The 16,233-nt window shown below is 42.6% G+C and carries 13 protein-coding genes; 2 read left to right on the forward strand and 11 right to left on the reverse strand.

Annotation, left to right across the window (positions count from 1 at the left end; all coding sequences use genetic code 11):
- Positions 1-30 precede the first annotated feature (30 nt).
- From JOE49_RS23590 to JOE49_RS23635, 10 genes are all read right to left on the reverse strand, one after another.
- Positions 31-702, reverse strand: a complete 672-nt coding sequence (locus JOE49_RS23590; RefSeq protein ID WP_209943098.1) for a hypothetical protein — start codon at positions 700-702, stop codon at positions 31-33.
- A 155-nt stretch (positions 703-857) separates the two neighbouring features.
- The gene (locus JOE49_RS23595; RefSeq protein WP_209943100.1) at positions 858-1,781 is read right to left on the reverse strand and encodes a hypothetical protein; all 924 of its coding nucleotides are present in this window, start codon (positions 1,779-1,781) and stop codon (positions 858-860) included.
- Between the two features lie 161 nt (positions 1,782-1,942).
- Entirely contained in the window at positions 1,943-2,641 is a 699-nt protein-coding gene (locus JOE49_RS23600; RefSeq protein ID WP_348635888.1) for a tyrosine-type recombinase/integrase, read from the reverse strand.
- 310 nt (positions 2,642-2,951) lie between these two features.
- A complete protein-coding gene (locus tag JOE49_RS23605; RefSeq protein WP_209943102.1) occupies positions 2,952-5,015 on the reverse strand; it encodes a methyl-accepting chemotaxis protein in 2,064 nt (687 codons plus the stop codon).
- 284 nt (positions 5,016-5,299) lie between these two features.
- Positions 5,300-5,839 (reverse strand): CueP family metal-binding protein, encoded by a 540-nt coding sequence (locus JOE49_RS23610; RefSeq protein WP_209943111.1) that lies wholly within the window; start codon positions 5,837-5,839, stop codon positions 5,300-5,302.
- A 146-nt stretch (positions 5,840-5,985) separates the two neighbouring features.
- A complete protein-coding gene (locus JOE49_RS23615; protein ID WP_209943113.1) occupies positions 5,986-8,373 on the reverse strand; it encodes a polyprenyl synthetase family protein in 2,388 nt (795 codons plus the stop codon).
- Positions 8,374-8,593: 220 nt separating this feature from the next.
- Positions 8,594-9,514: a hypothetical protein gene (locus JOE49_RS23620; protein WP_209943115.1), complete on the reverse strand. Its 921-nt coding sequence runs from the start codon at positions 9,512-9,514 to the stop codon at positions 8,594-8,596.
- 162 nt (positions 9,515-9,676) lie between these two features.
- Complete coding sequence (locus tag JOE49_RS23625) at positions 9,677-10,630, reverse strand: ADP-ribosylglycohydrolase family protein (RefSeq protein ID WP_209943117.1); 954 nt, start codon at positions 10,628-10,630, stop codon at positions 9,677-9,679.
- A gap of 81 nt (positions 10,631-10,711) precedes the next feature.
- Positions 10,712-11,797 (reverse strand): hypothetical protein, encoded by a 1,086-nt coding sequence (locus JOE49_RS23630; protein ID WP_209943118.1) that lies wholly within the window; start codon positions 11,795-11,797, stop codon positions 10,712-10,714.
- A gap of 2 nt (positions 11,798-11,799) precedes the next feature.
- Complete coding sequence (locus tag JOE49_RS23635) at positions 11,800-12,792, reverse strand: hypothetical protein (RefSeq protein ID WP_209943120.1); 993 nt, start codon at positions 12,790-12,792, stop codon at positions 11,800-11,802.
- Between the two features lie 211 nt (positions 12,793-13,003).
- Between JOE49_RS23635 and JOE49_RS23640 the strand changes: the two genes are divergently transcribed.
- Together JOE49_RS23640 and JOE49_RS23645 are read left to right on the forward strand one after the other, a co-directional pair.
- Positions 13,004-13,654, forward strand: coding sequence for a hypothetical protein (locus JOE49_RS23640; RefSeq protein ID WP_209943122.1), 651 nt, complete (start codon positions 13,004-13,006; stop codon positions 13,652-13,654).
- A 33-nt stretch (positions 13,655-13,687) separates the two neighbouring features.
- Positions 13,688-14,257, forward strand: coding sequence for a DUF1697 domain-containing protein (locus JOE49_RS23645; protein WP_023989662.1), 570 nt, complete (start codon positions 13,688-13,690; stop codon positions 14,255-14,257).
- A gap of 113 nt (positions 14,258-14,370) precedes the next feature.
- Here the strand turns inward: JOE49_RS23645 and JOE49_RS23650 are convergent, their stop codons facing one another.
- Positions 14,371-16,116, reverse strand: a complete 1,746-nt coding sequence (locus JOE49_RS23650; RefSeq protein ID WP_209943124.1) for a methyl-accepting chemotaxis protein — start codon at positions 16,114-16,116, stop codon at positions 14,371-14,373.
- Positions 16,117-16,233: the final 117 nt, after the last annotated feature.

Consider the following 16,233-nt stretch of genomic DNA (forward strand, 5'->3'; position numbering starts at 1 on the left):
TTATAGGAAGTGATCATCTCCCTGAAACTACTAGTTGTTATTTACTCTCTTTAACAGATAACGATATTTTTCTACAAATTCATTAATGGTGCTTATTAGTGGCTTCAAATCGTCATTAACAGTCAATAATAAATATTGACCAGTATTCCTTTCTCCATTTTTATGAACTATTAAATTCCTGATTTTTTGGAATCGCTTAATTTTTCTATACCAATTGTTCGCGTTTATATTGTTAGACTTGAAAATATCATTAACACTTGCCAATAAATTATTGAAGGTTTCCTCTTTGTCCTTTTTTAGGTAATCTTCAAAAATTACAATGATATAAGTGAACAACGAGTAAATATGTACTCTTGTCTCAGCATAAGCATTTTCGCTGGATAACTTAATTAATTCAGTAGCTTTACTCAACTCATTTTGTAGATCCGTAACAAATAAAGGGGTGGAGTTCATTTCTATAGTTATCTCAATTTCTTTCTGATCTGAATAACCGTCATTACTCTGCTCTTCAGGCTTCATCTTGTTTAACGCTTCTGAAATCAAATCCTTAAATGGTAAAACATTATTAATGTTTTCAAAAGTGGTATCAAAAGCTTTATCTAAGTCTCCTTTAATACTGTCTTTGAATCTTCCCATATATCTCTCAACTGATTCTAAATTTCTGTTTAAATTTTCGGTATGAATTTTAAACGAGTTATTCATATACTCTCCTCAATAACTTGGAATTTTCTGAATATTTCCTATAACGTTCCTGTATTCACGACCCAGCGTATGCTGGGTGTCTGGCGAATGCCGGATCAAGGACGAATGTCCGCAGCGTGAATATTATGTTAGGCGATGGTCGAGAGTTCTTCGATTTACTCAAGTCTCTTTACAAACTCATCCGACAGTCCACGATAATCTCTACCTTTACCTGATGGAGAATGGCCACGTGTAATTATTTCGAATGCACTATAAACTTTGTTTTCACCGAAGTTGATTTGTTTGAAGTTCTCTCTAAGTGTGAAAATCAACGAACACTCTCGTCCACCTATATTATTATGAGTATATGTATCATCCGTAAATACGACAGAGATAAAATATTTAATATCTTCCTCAATCGATTCTTCTTCCTCAAATTTATATAAAAAATCATCCGTGATATCTACTGTATAATCATCGCTTGTAAAACCATACTTACTTTGAAGTTTTAGATCTTGCAAAAGACTATTAATTTTTTCTTCTATTTGAGAATGAAATTTTGAAGACTCAAATATTAGATATGATCCTACTTCGTTTATTGGAATAAATTCGCTAGGATCATGTAATGATATGTTACTTTTAATTACCTCAATCAGTTTTTTTCTTTCCTCTGCTTTACTTTTTCCTTCCGTACAATAGCAAAGTGGCCTCCTAAATTTTATATCAAAAGGGAGGTCGGAATAGTCTCCAAAATCTGTGTTAAAAATGCAAATGATCTTATCCCATCCTAATACTTTTGCTGCATATCCCAATTCGATTAAAACATTTGGATTTGGTGTTTTTCGTTTGTTGTAGTCAGAATTGATAATACTAACATCAGCAATAAATAATTTTGATTTCTCAATTTTAGTGAAAATTGAATCCACAATATGCGGGGTTCCTGGCTCATCCATAGTATCTTTATCTATTCTAAACTCAATGTCGAATTGTTCAGATAGATTTAATTCTTTGATTGCACTCTCGATACAAGTTCCCAAAAAACCCCGATTGGTATTATTAGGTAAATCCGACTGCCAAGAATAAAAAATATGATTTTTCACTTTGTATAAATCCTTTCACTTTTACTTGTTTAATTTGACCAGCCTTTCTCGACTTTTGCCTAACGTATTATTTACGAACTTCCGAAAGAATGCTCTCTTCGTCATATTCACGAACTTCGTGAATCCTGCACTTTGTTCCTTATTCCGGCACTTTCTGCGTTTCAATCCTCCAGCCCGCTCATCCGATCCAACGGACTTTGAATCCGCCCAATGTCCCGTCTGCTCACATGTGTATACCGCTCCGTCGTTCGCACACTCTGATGCCCTAGCAGTTCCTGAATATAGCGAAGATCAATCCCATTCTCCAGCAAGTGGGTCGCAAAGGAATGCCTTAGCGAATGGATACTCACCTGTTTGCGAATGCCCGCTTCAGCCAGCGCTTTTTCAAACACTTTCTGCGCTGAACGTTCCGTCAGGTGGCGGCCTTCCCTCTGCCCAGGAAACAGCCAGTCTGCTGGCTGCCCCACCCCTATATACTGCTCGACCACCGCAAAAGCCGCTTCGGATAGCAGCGTTTGCCGATCCTTCCTGCCCTTTCCCTGACGAACTTTCAGTACTTTCCGTTCACGGTCGCAGTCTTCAAGACGCAACCTCACCACTTCGCTTACCCGCAGCCCGGATGTATACGTCAGGTACAGAATAGCCTTATGCTTTAGATTTTTCACTGCTTTCAACAGACGCATAACCTCATTCAGGGACAGCACATCTGGCAGTTTACTCTCCTTTTTCGGACGAACATAGGCGGCGGATTTGGGCTGCTTTAGCACATGGCGAAAGTAAAATTTCAGCGCGCTGATCGCTTGGTTAACATAAGCGTGCGAAAGGCCTTTTTCGAGCAGCGCCAACGCATATTTTTGCACCGTGCATCATTTATGCTTGCTTCGGTCCCTTGCAATCTTGCAAAAAAGCGTTCCGTTTGCGATATGTATGCTTTAATCGTCTTGCTGCTGTCCCCCCTTGCCTCCTTAGTATATCAGCCGTTCAAAAAGTTGGAAATCTAATTTTACACAAAAAAAGGGACTTAAGATGGATATTCATCTTAAGTCCCTGATTCTTTAAGAGTAAATTATTGATCCATTAAGTCCAATTTACATTATCATAAAATGTCTTACCTTTATTTGTCCAGTTCCTCCGTCACATCATCCCATAGCATCGCCGCCACCTACCATGTTACTCGACCTTGAACTGTTTTAATTCGTCTTGAAGCTTATTGGACAATTGGTTTAATTGTTTGGATAGGTCAGCAACCTGTTCGAAGCTCTCCAATTGTTCCTGCGTGCTGGCGCTGACCTCTTCGGTTGAAGCTGAATTTTCCTCGGTGGTGGAAGAGATGATCTCCAGCGCCTGCAAAATCTCATCTTTGTGCTTGTGGACTTTGGAGGTGTTGGTGCTGATCTGGATCATTCGCAATTTCAAATCTTCCAAATCCTTGTTAATGCTAAAGAATACTTGCTTCGTGTCCTCCACTGATCTCGCATTTTCTTCTGCAATTTTCAGACCGTGAACCGTATGCTCAACCGATACGTTGGTTTTTTCTTCAATCACACGTACCTTCTTGTAGATTTCCTGTGTCGCCAGTGCAGTCTGCTCAGCCAGCTTGCGAACCTCCCCGGCAACCACAGCAAACCCTTTGCCCTGTTCTCCTGCACGTGCAGCTTCAATGGAAGCATTGAGCGCCAGCAGGTTGGTCTGCGTTGCAATTTGGTTGACCGTATCCACGATGCTGGAAATCTCATGACGGCTCAGATCAATATCCTGAATAATAGACGACATCGCTTGTGTGGAATTGTGATTCTCTTCCGCCCATCTGGATAACTGATCTACTACCGCAAGCCCCTGTCCGCTTTGCTCAGCAGAGATTTGCACCATCGTTTCGATGGCTTTGGCATCATTGGCAATTTCGTCAATTTGGCCGGATAATGCACCAGTTTTTTGTAAAATGTTATCCGTTTCGATGGATTGGTAGTTCGTTGCATTGGCAATTTCATTAATTGCTGTCGCAGTATCGTTCATAGTAATCGCCGTTCTGGAAGAAATGGATTGCAAATCATGAGAAGACTGATTCAAGACTTGAGCTGAGCCGCCCACCATTTGGAGCATGCCTTGAATTTTTTGAACCATATTGTAAATTCCTTGAGAAATTTGCCCGATTTCGTTGTTGGAATGCGTATCAAAATGAACGGTCAAATCTCCATTTTCAATCAGCTTGATTTTTGCAAGCAATTTCGGGATTGATCTCAACAGATAACGGAGCGTTATATAACAAATCACAACGAGCAGGATGGTGGCCGCCGCAAAACCGCCAATGGTAAGCCAGGTAAAGGTTTTTAATTCTGTGAGCACCTCATCTTCAGAAATGGTTAAGCCTACAGACCACCCCGTATCTTTACTGGTTGCATACCCAATATAACGAGGTTCCCCATTATCATTAATTAGCTGTACTCCAGACTCACCAGCAATCATTTTCTTTCCAATCTCCCCAAGATCACCTGTGCTTTCGTTAATCTTTTCTTTCAGCACTTTATTTTGATCGGGGTGATACAAAATATCACCTGTTTTGGATGCAAGAATCGAATAACCTGTGCTTCCAAGCGAATAGCTTTGCATAACGTCAGGGATGTCTTTGAAAGCAATATCGACAGCAGCAAATCCGATTAATTGGTTACTGCTATCTTTAATCGGATAGAAAATGCCCATGAGCACATTACCCGAATTGACGTCCTTATAGGGTTCTGAGTAGTATAAACCGTCTGCTTCAACAGCTGGCTTGAAGTATGGGCGTGTATGGATATCAAAATCCGGTTTAGAAGCAACACCATCATTCTGAAGAAAGAAGCCTTTACCAGATATTCCTGCAATCCAGGCGTCGGCAAAAGATGGCTCTGCCTTTACAATGGCTGCCAGAGTCGCTACTGTTTCCGCAGCATAAGGAGAAGTTTTCACCATTTCTGCCGATGGGGTGGTTTCTAAATATTGCTTAAAAAGATTGTTCGTTGACATTTGTTTGACAAGTGATCCCTTTTCCTTAAACAACGCATCGAATTGAGTGACGACGGCCTGCGTCTTGGTCTGGAGCATGGCCTCTTGCTGCTTGACAAGTATGCTTTGCGTGCTTGCAAACATGAACGTCCCCAAGGTTGCAAAGACGACAACGATAATGACTAACAAGACCATGGCCAATGTGTTGGCGATGCTAGATGATCTGAATACGCGCTTCTTAATATTTTGTGACATGCTGCCATCTCCCCGAGGAATATTGAGCGAAAAGCTCTTAGATAATATGTCGGAAGTTTGCAGCTGTTTTAATAGGTTTTTAGTATACACAATTTAAAGTTTCGCTATCTGATTCCTCATAGATTCCCTCCCAACCTGTTCGGTAACTCCAGCAAAAGATTAGGACAGCACAAAGAGCCTCCGTCAGACGTAGGCTCTTTACTAAAAGCTATATATGAGAACGCAGGGTTTTGCGGATTTAGAGCGTTTCAGCGATCCGTAAGCTCAACCCTCATCCTCCGTCGTTAACCCAACTGCATCGTTGTGATACATGTATCGTTTTTCTCATATGTAGAGAATTCAGTTTCAGCCGTTTTACCTTCATGATTCACGCTAATACGGTATGTTTTATCCCTCGGTAGCCATAGATCAATAAAACCATTGGATTGTGATTTCATAGCGGCATTCTCCATGATGACATTCCCTTCGGAGTCGTGAACGGTCACATTGAACGCTCCGTTTTTTATTTCGCCTTGGCAGCCAGTTAGACTATGAGTTGCACAAGGGTGGGTCTGTTCCACATATGGCGCAATCGAAACAAAAAACTCGTTGTCAGGCAAATCATAATTCATGGTCTGAGTATCGTCCCCTGTGACAATCAACTGACTGGAATTAATGGAAGCAGACTGGGCTGCTGCCTTGCCTGCACTGATATCATGCACCAATTGCTTGATATCTGTCGTCTCGTGGTTTTCCGTCCCTTCTTTCTGAATATTTCCTGCAATTAGGTACGTCCCCAATGCGGCAACAACCAACCCTGAAGCGACTAAGATTCCTTTTTTCATTTGGAGTTCATCTCCTCGTCTGTTTTGTATTATTATAAGGGAGAATGCACCATAATGGGCAAAATGGGGTGCTGAAGTCACCAGATATTCACATTCAACGTAAAAATACCCCATTACTCTTGTGGAGCATTGGGGTACACTCGTTTTTAACGGTCCCTGTTCACGACATAATGTATTAAGTGCTTCAGAAAAGCAATATTACGTGGGATCTCTTCCAATGCTTCCATAGCGAGGCAATAGTGTTCCCACATCTCTTTACTGGCACCTTCAAGACCGAGGATGGACACGAAATTCGAATTGTTATTATCAGAATCTTGGCCAACAGGTTTTCCGAGTAAGAGCATATCTCCTTCCACATCAAGTAAATCATCTTTAATCTGAAAAGCAATCCCCATATGATAGGCAAATTTCTTCAAAGCAGCAATTTCCGACTCCTTGACCTGTGCAAGCATGGCTGGCATAACCAGACAAGCCTCAAACGCCACTCCTGTTTTGTAAAAGCACACCATATTCAGCTGCTCCAAGGTCAGTGCCTTTCCTTTGGAATCCAGATCCATCGCCTGACCCATACACATATCTTCTGCTTTCTGGGCCGAGTATTGTATCAAGGCAAGTACCGTTTCAGCATTGAACTGGTCAAGTGACGATTGTTCCCCAATCGCCTTCTGGATCAGATACAGACCGGTTAGTTCCGCAGTGGCGCTATTGTGCACCTGATGCAAGGTCTGACGCCCTCTACGGGTAGACGCATTATCCTGGGAAGGAAGATCATCAAAGATCAGGGATGCGGTATGCATATACTCCAGTGACCTCAGAAGAGGCACGATTGCCGATGCATCTAATCCATATTCGTTCACGCCCATGACCCAAGTCAATATAGGCCGTATCCGCTTCCCGTCCCCTTCGAGACTGTAATTTGCAGCCTCAATAAGCTGTTCTTTCATGGCCGGAATCCCTTGTGGCTTGGTAATTTTCAATTGGTTGTTAATCTGCTCACGGACCATTTTGACCGTATTGAAAAAGTCTTCCTTTTCCCTCGCATCGTTTTTTAGATGGGTAATCATCTGGTCCCGAAGCAGCTTATCTAAGAAATCTACATCATCCGCTTTTTGTACCATCTTCTGAATAAGATTATTAAATTCCGGATTTCCGGATGCAAAGATCTCCATCGTTTCATCATACTTTTCAATACCTACACGTTCTTTATAACGTTTGAGTCCATTCATTGCACGATCCAGTATCACCTCACGAGCCATGGCATTGGAGTCATATACGTTATGGATCAAATAGGAAATGACCGCCCAGTATAATTCAAAGGGGTTGATCAAATCCGATCTCTGATGATGATATTTTAAATAGTAGGTATAGGGTGTTACCGCACCGTCTCTCATATCGTCAACCATATCCGCAAAATCATCAGCAAGCTGGTTATAGATACCATAAAAGAATGTTCGTTGCTCAAACCCCTCATCCGCAGGAGCACTAATCACGGAACGGACAATCAATCGGGACGAAGAAGACTTCAAAATAACGGGTATATAAAGCTCTTCATTAGTATAAGTAGCTCGCGTTAGGTCCTTAACACGGTCAATATCTTGAGCATGAAAAAAGACATAGGACTGCTCGAAAAATGTTTGCTGTGTGTCTGGCCGCTGATGTTCCTTAATATAGTCAAATGCATCCGAGAGCTCCGAATGTATGTATTGAATCAACTCCATATGATTTCCGGTCCAATCGCCCAACTCAGGCACAGATCCACTAAGAAGCGCGGCACGTATCATACGGGAATATTGTTCTTTTTCTTCAACCGTCAAAACCTGGGAATCGAGAAGATCATCAATGAAAGGATAGGTTAGACCATAGGAGTACCCAAGCCTGATGGCTTCATCAAGTCTGCGAGCACGTTCCACAGGCAACACTGTATCGTCCATTTCTTCCATCACATGCAGAATAACCCCGATAATGATCTTAATCAGTTTGCGCTGGGCTTGCTCGGCATCCATCTCTTTGGGAATATGGGAGGATACGGACCTAAGTTTGTTGATCACCCAAATTATCGCGGTTTCTATACCTTCCCTCTGGGCCCACCGATACACCCCGGCCAAATTCATAAATTCCGGTTGGTCTCCCCCGTTTGCACTGGTGGATTGGATCAAGTGTTTTTTTACGTCTGCAATGACACGCTGAATCCGGGTATGTGTGTCAGGAGAATCCAGAGCTTTGCCTAGGTCCCTCATATAAATATAGGAGACACTTCGGTCCAGATAATCATCCAATTTGCCTGTATAATTCAGCCATTGAATGTATCTATTATAGTCCCGAGTATCGGGTTTTCTCTTTCTCCGTGAAAAAAAGGATAACCATGAGGAATGATGAATATGATTTTTTTTCCACTTTTGAATGTCTTCTGTCAGGGTAGTCACATAAGATTTGTCTAAGACCTGATCATACAGTAATGCAAAATACTGAATCGCCTTCCGCTCAGCCAGCTGATATCCTGTATTGGCTTGTAATTTTTCATTCATATGGTGCATTACCTCAACTTCTCATTTTGTTAAACATGGTTGCATTTCTCCCTGAGGGAACGAACTTGGATCATGTTTTTATCTTTATACGGAAAAAAAACTGTAAGGTTACGAAATTATCATGCTGCTTATCGATCCCCCCTCTTTGGCAATATCCATGAATTTAAAACAAGAATATAGGCTCAAATTACTTCCAATCAACAAAAAAACCCACGTCTGACGTGGGTTTTTATAATAACTCTTCTATCGCCACCTGGTACAACAGAGAACCTTCACGGAGCAGCAGGCGGTTTTTTCTGAAATCCTGTTCGTGCGGCTGAAGAAACCTTTGATCGTCATTTAAAAAACGGATGTTTTGCCCTTTGCTCAAACTACCTGGCTTCACATTCTTTTTCAGGACATATTGTCCATTCTTTCCATATCCGCCGTCGAACAAAAAGTGATACCCATCTGTAGCCACCCCAGAGCAGCCGGAAATCCTCGGATTCATTAACGTAATATTCGTGTGGTCACTACCGGAAATACGTCCTAATGAAAAGTCTGAATAGTAATAAAACCAGATTTCCTGTTCGCTGACTACGTTTAATGCATAGCAATCATCAATAGCTGCTGCTTGGTTCTCATATATTTTATCTCCCTTTTCATTCCAGGCAACAAGGCCGGAGGACCCAACAGGCTCAACCCAACCATAATTGCCAAATATACCTTCGTCAAAATAACTGGTCCAGATCGTACCTTCTTCTGTTACCTGAACACTCTGGATGCCGTCTCCAAGCAACATCTCATTGACGGTATGACCTTCATAATCAAGGATTTTACCATTTAGATCGTATTGACCAGGTCCGTAATAATGGCACCGTGCTCCGACGAGTACCAAATGATTTTTTAGAGGCTGTACATAATGATAGTTGAACTGCTGCCCCTCCACACACACTTCTTCGATGTGATCGTCTAGGATGAGTACCTTGTAAGTATGTCTGTCTTTAAGAGAGGCAGGCGTGAACATCCCCCGCACTCGTTCTGGGACTTTATCAATCAGCAAAATATACACGCGCCCATCAGGGCCAAATTGGGTCGAAACGATCTCAAACCCTTTTATATCATTGGAAATATCAGCAAATGAATGAAGCTGTTTATATTGATACGGCAATGTAGTTCCTCCCCTGAAAGGTCAGTAAAGTGATGTGTTATTTGTATTGGTCTCATTTTGTCATAACGGCATGTTGCTGAGTAGGGCGGAAGTATGGCGATATAGCAAACAAAAAAAACAAGCTGGACTCTGCTTCATAAGAATAGCAGCCCAGCTTGATCTTTATAGATGTTCCCCTTGGAGCGTTTGGTCCTTCTCAACCTTCTGCCATAAAGCCTCAGTCAGTTCATCTATCGTCTCCTTCATCGCCAGCTTCTCGCGCCAACGACTCGGAATACCGCTTATTCCGTAATAAGCTCCTGCAATTTGCCCGTACACCGCCCCAGTCGTATCAGCATCATCCCCCAGATTCACTGCCAACAGTGCTCCCTCTTCAAATGAAGTCGAATGGTGGAATGCCCACAACGCAGCCTCAAGGGAACGAATGACATACCCGGTTCCTTGTATTTCAGGCGGCTCTTTATGCCGGTAAGATCCCCGAATTATTTCTTCAATGGCTGCCGAATAAGCGGGCTCGTCCTGCCGCCACTTATAACAGACGTCCGCCGATAACATGGATTCTTTGTCCGCTCCTCGCAGACCTGCCACAAGGATTGAAGCAAGCACATCACAGGACTCCACACTTTCGACTGCTCCATGGGTGGTTCGTGAGCTCATCTCAGCGTACATCACCGCCTCTTCCGGACGGTTCGCATAGGCCATAGCTACAGGTGCAAGCCTCATAATAGAGCCATTGCCGGCAGTCATGGGGTCAACGGACCCACTGTACGGATCTCCGGTAGCTTCGAAGCGATGCAGTGCTGCTCTCGTTGCACCACCGATATCAAAGCACGTTCCCGTGCTGCTCATATATCCCAAGTGGTACCAATTGGTGTATCGGCGCATTTGATCTGCCGGATCAAAGCCATCTTTTCGCACCATACTCTCGGCCAAGCAGAGCGCCATCGACGTATCGTCCGTCCACTGGCCCGGCTTTAACCCAAAGACACCGCCGCCCACGATATCCGTTACAGGTTCAAATGTACCTGGACTGCTGAATTCCACAGTGGTTCCCAAAGCATCGCCCACGGCCAGCCCAACCAGGCATCCCAAAAAACGATCCTTGATAAGTGCCATTTTGGTTTTACGCCCCTTTTCAAATGTAATAACTAACGCATATTTTCCCATCTCGCCAGGAAGGAAGCCCGACACTGCCATTTATTCGTAGCTTAAGGCTTTACAGCGGCTATCCGGTTTCAATTCAATGAAAATTCCTGCCTCTTGATGGTAAACGAGTGGAAACCGCTCCGTATCTACATATTCCCGCACACCGCTTGAAAGCCGCCATACCTGAAGCGAGACTCCTTTTCCCCATAAGAATAATCGGTCACCACAAATGGCCATATCCGCTTGGGGAAAAGGAAAAGTCCCGTCTTCAACAGGCTCACAATTTAGAGATGGAATCGCTGGAAGCACACGTCGGTACCCGGGCTGGGTCATATCGAATAGGACAACAGCCGGTTCAACTCCTTCCTCTCCCCAATCTTCCTCCTCCAGTAAATCAGCATCCATCTGTCCCCAAACCGCCAATGTATCGGGTCCTGTCCAGCACACTGGCCCATCCCAATCTATGGTTTGCCAAAGATCGCGAACCGACGGACCCTTCTCCGATTCCCATGGATTCAGCAGCCAATCCGATAACGACCAAGTTCGGACCACTCCAATCGGAGCCCACACCCATCCCGTATCCGCAATCCACTTTCCCCCTGGTGAAATCAGCAGCCTCCCATGAAAATAATCTAGATAGTGCTCATTTTTGCTGTCGCTGTTATAAACAGGAGTAGGTCTTGCTGTCAAAAGCATGCCTGTTTCTACATCCGTCAGATCAAGCCGGTTCCATTCCGTCCCATGAACAAGAATGCATGCACCATCTTGGTGTACAAATGCCAGGGGAAACATACTTTTATCGTAGTGATATTCGTCCCGTGATAGTTGCATTTTTTCTTGAGCATGGACTAAATCATACACTGCCGCATGCCGTCCAAAACGATTGGAGATAGCTACGTAGCTGCCGTCAGAACTGGTAACCATTTGGACAGGTTGCATGGGATTAAAATCAGGAATACAAATACGTGTGCACAATTCTGCGCTGCCAGAGCGAAGTTCTAGTCTCCACAGTTCTGCTTGTGTGTTTAGTGCTAGCAAGGTTATGCTTTCCTGAGAGTCGCCCTTTAGTGGATGAATGGCTGTAAGGCGTCCGATAGACGGTGGTAAATCAGGTAAAGAAACGTGATGGAATGGCATAATTAAACCCCTTTTATTCTGGATAAATAATAATTTATACCCGCATTTGTGAAGCTGGATTTATCAACAAAAAATCTGATATCAAGCAATGCAGTCAATACTTTCATAAAAACTCCCGGTTTTTTCTTGCAAAACAACTTAAGATATGTAATTTCACTAGGATCTCTTTTGAGAACAAAATAGGAGTAATTCATCAAGATCAAATGGGAGATGAACTGCTCTGTTGGAGATTGATGCTCATTGATACAGTCTATCAGCACCTCTAATACCCTATTTTTATTAGATTTGTAGGCTTGCATAAACATCGTTGCTTCTACAAATGGTTTGTTGAAATCATCGAATGGAAAATCATATACATCATGACTACCCAGCATAAAGTTGACCCATTGGCCTTGTAAAAATTTTATTTTTTCCAGCGCTGCTTGTGTATCCATATCCATCTTACTTTTGTTAATATGTTCATGCAAAATGTTAATAAGAATGTGCAGATCATAATATTGTGCGTCTTCCATTCTGTACATGATCCTATTATTTTCAATCGTTAGACGATCATAAATGTCGTCACCTAAACCCAGTTCAAATAAAAGATGTTGGAGGAAAAGTAGTCTGTCCTGAGCAAACGTGAATTCATTGCCTCTCTCTCTTAGATGTGAAACTTGATATTGATAATAAAAACAAAATACGTTTTTTCTCCTATAAGCAACATCTTTGTGTATATCAAAAACATTAAATATGAACGAAAGCAATCGAATCAGGCGTTCAGCATCCAGTTCGCTTCGAATGACATGATCCATTTTTGTTAATAGCGACCTGTCAAACAGATCATGCCATCGCACTAGAGAAACATAATCCAGCTCGTTTATATTCAGGGTTAATATTCTTAAATTTTGCTCTTGATCGGGATAAGAATAAAATAGATATTCATGACTTAAATCAGAAATACGCTCATTAAAATAAGCTCTTAATTTGTAATCGTATATTTTAGAAAATGACATGCTTATCCTCCTTACAAGTAAGCCTGAGCATATTAAACTAAGTACAAAACATTTTCGAACTCCTATATTGTAAAATTAATCTGGATAGACTGGCAAGGCGGCACAATTACAGAAACATATGTTCTCCATATTTATATTATGATATCTTTACGATAGAAGTAAAACGTGATGTCGGAAATCATAGCCTACGATTAGAAAGGAATGACAACCTATGAAACAGCTAAGCGAAGCTCTGGCCCGTTTTGTACAACAACAAAACTTATATAATGAAGCCTATGGGCTGTTCCAAAACCACGACATCCAGCCCCGGATGGAGAAAATATCAGATTGCTGGGACAACCAGATTCCTGTATCCCCTGAACTTGAGTATCTGTATAGCCATTATGAAATGATCGATGCTAAGGCAGTGGGAACACACAAATTAAAAAATGCAGCAGTTGAAATCGGGGATGCCGCGGTTCTCTTTTTTGCCGCACCAGAACATCTGTATCGCCAACAGCTGGGCTATCGCTGGATTACATCTGGTGAGCTTGTCCAAGAATCTTCTTCGTGGCCGCCCCATCATGTCGTGATTGCCACTTTTAATGACGATCCAGTCATTGTCGATACTAGCGCACTCGGTTCCCCTGTATATGCTGCATTCGAAGGCGGTGTCCCGCAGCAGATTGCTGACTCTTTAGCTAACTTCTTTACTGCTCTATCCATCCTGATTGAAGGTGCCTGTACCTTTAAGGGAGAATTGAAAGATGAGGAGACCTACGAAACCAAAGCAGAATATATCGAGCACGTAAAACCGCTGCTGCATCCGCTGTTGAGCGAAAATCAAACCACGTATTTAATGGAATACCTATCCCTTTGTTAAAATCCTTTTTTTTGAAGAGAGGTGGGACTTTTTATGATCTATATCGCATTACTGCGGGGCATCAATGTTGGCGGCAACAACAAGATCGAGATGAAGAGGCTCAAGCAAACGTTTGAAAATGCAGGTATGGGGCATGTGACAACTTACATTAATTCTGGAAACATTATTTTTTCTAGTCAGACCCAGTCTAACCAGGAGCTTTCACTCATATTGGAACAGGCGATTCTGGAGGATTTTAGCTTACCCATCCGCGTCATCGTCCGTAACATGAAAGAGATTCAGAGCATTATGGAGGCACTGCCGAATGAATGGTCTAATGATACACAGATGAAAAGTGATGTAATGTTTCTGTGGGATGAAATTAACGATATTTCCGTTCTGGACAAGCTTCCTTTGAAACCGGGAATAGGCCATGTAATATATACGACCGGGGCCGTTCTGTACTCTGTCAGCAAAGAACAAGTCACAAAAAGCGGGTTAACGAAATTAGTCGGAACCAAGCTGTATCAGCAAATGACGGTGCGGAATGTGAACACAACTCGTCAGATTTATAAGCTGATGCAAATGGCTGAACAGGAAGAGTTGCAGGATACGAGTTCTTGACTGTAATCCAAAAGCAACGTTGGAAGGGTAAACTTAAAAAAGGAGCCTTTTTAGGGCTCCCCAACTGTTTTTCTTCGATGTAAAGTTTTCCCTAGTCTTTATATATTGTCTCGTTAAATTTTAAAGCCTTCGACCAGTTCATTCAGTCGGGCCGCGCTTTCCTTCACCTGATCAGACTGGTGTGTCACTTCAAGAGATTTCTCCGTCGATGAAACCATATTCTCTGCAATGTGCTGAGTGGATATAGCAGACTGTTCGCTGGCTGTTGCAATCTCATGAATCGCTCTCACCATCGTTTGGATGGTTGCATTCACCTGCTTAGAGGTAGCGTTCAAATCATTGACCGTGTTCGTATGCTCCACGGCATCATTGTAATATTGTCCTGCTGTATCCTCAAGCAGCTGATAATCCTTGCCTACCTGGGCTTGCAGGAAGTGCAGTAATTCTTCGGCATTAGTAGTTAAATTCTCTACCGATTGCACAACTTCTTGAGTAACACTCTGAATTTGGTCTACCGCGTGTTTGGAGCCGTCTGCCAACTTGCGAATCTCGTTAGCCACAACCGCAAACCCTCGACCTGACTCACCCGCACGAGCCGCTTCAATGGATGCATTTAGAGCCAGCAAATTGGTTTGTGCCGTAATTTCTAAGATAGACTGAGAAAGTAAACGAATTTGGTCTACGGCCTTGGCTCGTTCTAACGCTTCCTTCATCTTTTCATTGGCCTTCCGGTAAATTTCCTTGGCCGCTTTATTGGATTCACTTGCCGCATGCTTCAATGTTTCGGCTTTTACACTTGTATCATGGGCAGACTGAGCTCTTTCTTGAGTTTTGACCGAAATGTACTCTGCTGCCCGCTGCATTTCTTCCGCCGAATGGTTCATATTTTCGGTGTATGCCGAAGTCTCTTCCATAGCTGCTGACAGCTGTTCGACCGTGGCAGATACATCTCTAATCCGCTCATTGAGATCTGTCATATTATGATTCGTCTGATCACTCAGTTGGTTAATTTGGCGTGACTCTTTGATAACCCCCGTAATGACCATTGAGGTTGAATCTGTCATTTGTTGAATGGCACGCGCAATCACAGCGATCTCATTATTTCCTTTAAGCAAGGCAGGATCAAGTGCTGCCGTTAAATTTCCTTGGGTAATCTCCTCACAGTATTTCGTAATTGTACTCATCCGGAAACGGATATTTCGAATGGCCGCAAAGGAGATGGTGATAAGAATAGCCAGCACGAGGGCCAGAACTGTGATCAAAACAATTGTACGCATTTTAATCTCATTTTGCGTATTTTGATATAAGTTGGCGGATTGCTCATTGTTATAATCTGAAATCGTAGTCAGCATCGTAACAATTGCCGTACTGGATTTATTAATCCGGCCTCTCTCTTCCGTGTCATACGTTCCGCTATTTTTTTTGACTGCCATGATTTGCTCAATATCCTGATAATATGTGTCTATACTCCCCCGTAGTTCCTCGTACATTTTCTGTTCCTTAGCATCCAAATTCCTTTGTGAGAATTCATTTAGTCCGGTTGTAACGCTATCTTTTCCTTTCTGCACCTGCTTATACTGTTTATCTGTGTACTCCTTATTGTCGAGTATTTTTGTATAATTAGCCCGCATATTATAGAAATCACTTTTGACTTCAAGAATATTCGTTTGGTGTTGAAAGCGATCCACATACAAAATACCTTGACCCTCTTTAGCTTGATACATACCGATAACCCCTACCAACGATACAATGAGTAAACCCACTAAGCTGATTACAATCATGGAGATCATCGTTGTCGTAACCTTTAAATCTCTAAAACCCTTCCCTTTTTTAGTCCTGTCTGATAGCTTGTTACTCATCCAAACCCCTCCAGATCGTCTATGGATAATAGTTCACGCTGCTCTCAACTTTCACGAGTTTCCGCTCGGTCTCCTTGACATTGCCCTCCAAACAACACAATGAAGCAGATCACAGAA

This window comes from Paenibacillus sp. PvR133 (assembly GCF_017833155.1).
GTDB lineage: Bacteria > Bacillota > Bacilli > Paenibacillales > Paenibacillaceae > Paenibacillus > Paenibacillus polymyxa_B.

Excerpts from the sequence above, each read along its gene's own strand:
- JOE49_RS23590 (WP_209943098.1), bottom strand. The coding sequence starts at position 702 with ATGAATAACTCGTTTAAAATTCATACCGAAAATTTAAACAGAAATTTA.
- JOE49_RS23605 (WP_209943102.1), bottom strand. The coding sequence starts at position 5,015 with ATGTCACAAAATATTAAGAAGCGCGTATTCAGATCATCTAGCATCGCC.
- JOE49_RS23610 (WP_209943111.1), bottom strand. The coding sequence starts at position 5,839 with ATGAAAAAAGGAATCTTAGTCGCTTCAGGGTTGGTTGTTGCCGCATTG.
- JOE49_RS23615 (WP_209943113.1), bottom strand. The coding sequence starts at position 8,373 with ATGCACCATATGAATGAAAAATTACAAGCCAATACAGGATATCAGCTG.
- JOE49_RS23625 (WP_209943117.1), bottom strand. The coding sequence starts at position 10,630 with ATGGCACTTATCAAGGATCGTTTTTTGGGATGCCTGGTTGGGCTGGCC.
- JOE49_RS23630 (WP_209943118.1), bottom strand. The coding sequence starts at position 11,797 with ATGCCATTCCATCACGTTTCTTTACCTGATTTACCACCGTCTATCGGA.
- JOE49_RS23635 (WP_209943120.1), bottom strand. The coding sequence starts at position 12,792 with ATGTCATTTTCTAAAATATACGATTACAAATTAAGAGCTTATTTTAAT.
- JOE49_RS23640 (WP_209943122.1), top strand. The coding sequence starts at position 13,004 with ATGAAACAGCTAAGCGAAGCTCTGGCCCGTTTTGTACAACAACAAAAC.
- JOE49_RS23645 (WP_023989662.1), top strand. The coding sequence starts at position 13,688 with ATGATCTATATCGCATTACTGCGGGGCATCAATGTTGGCGGCAACAAC.
- JOE49_RS23650 (WP_209943124.1), bottom strand. The coding sequence starts at position 16,116 with ATGAGTAACAAGCTATCAGACAGGACTAAAAAAGGGAAGGGTTTTAGA.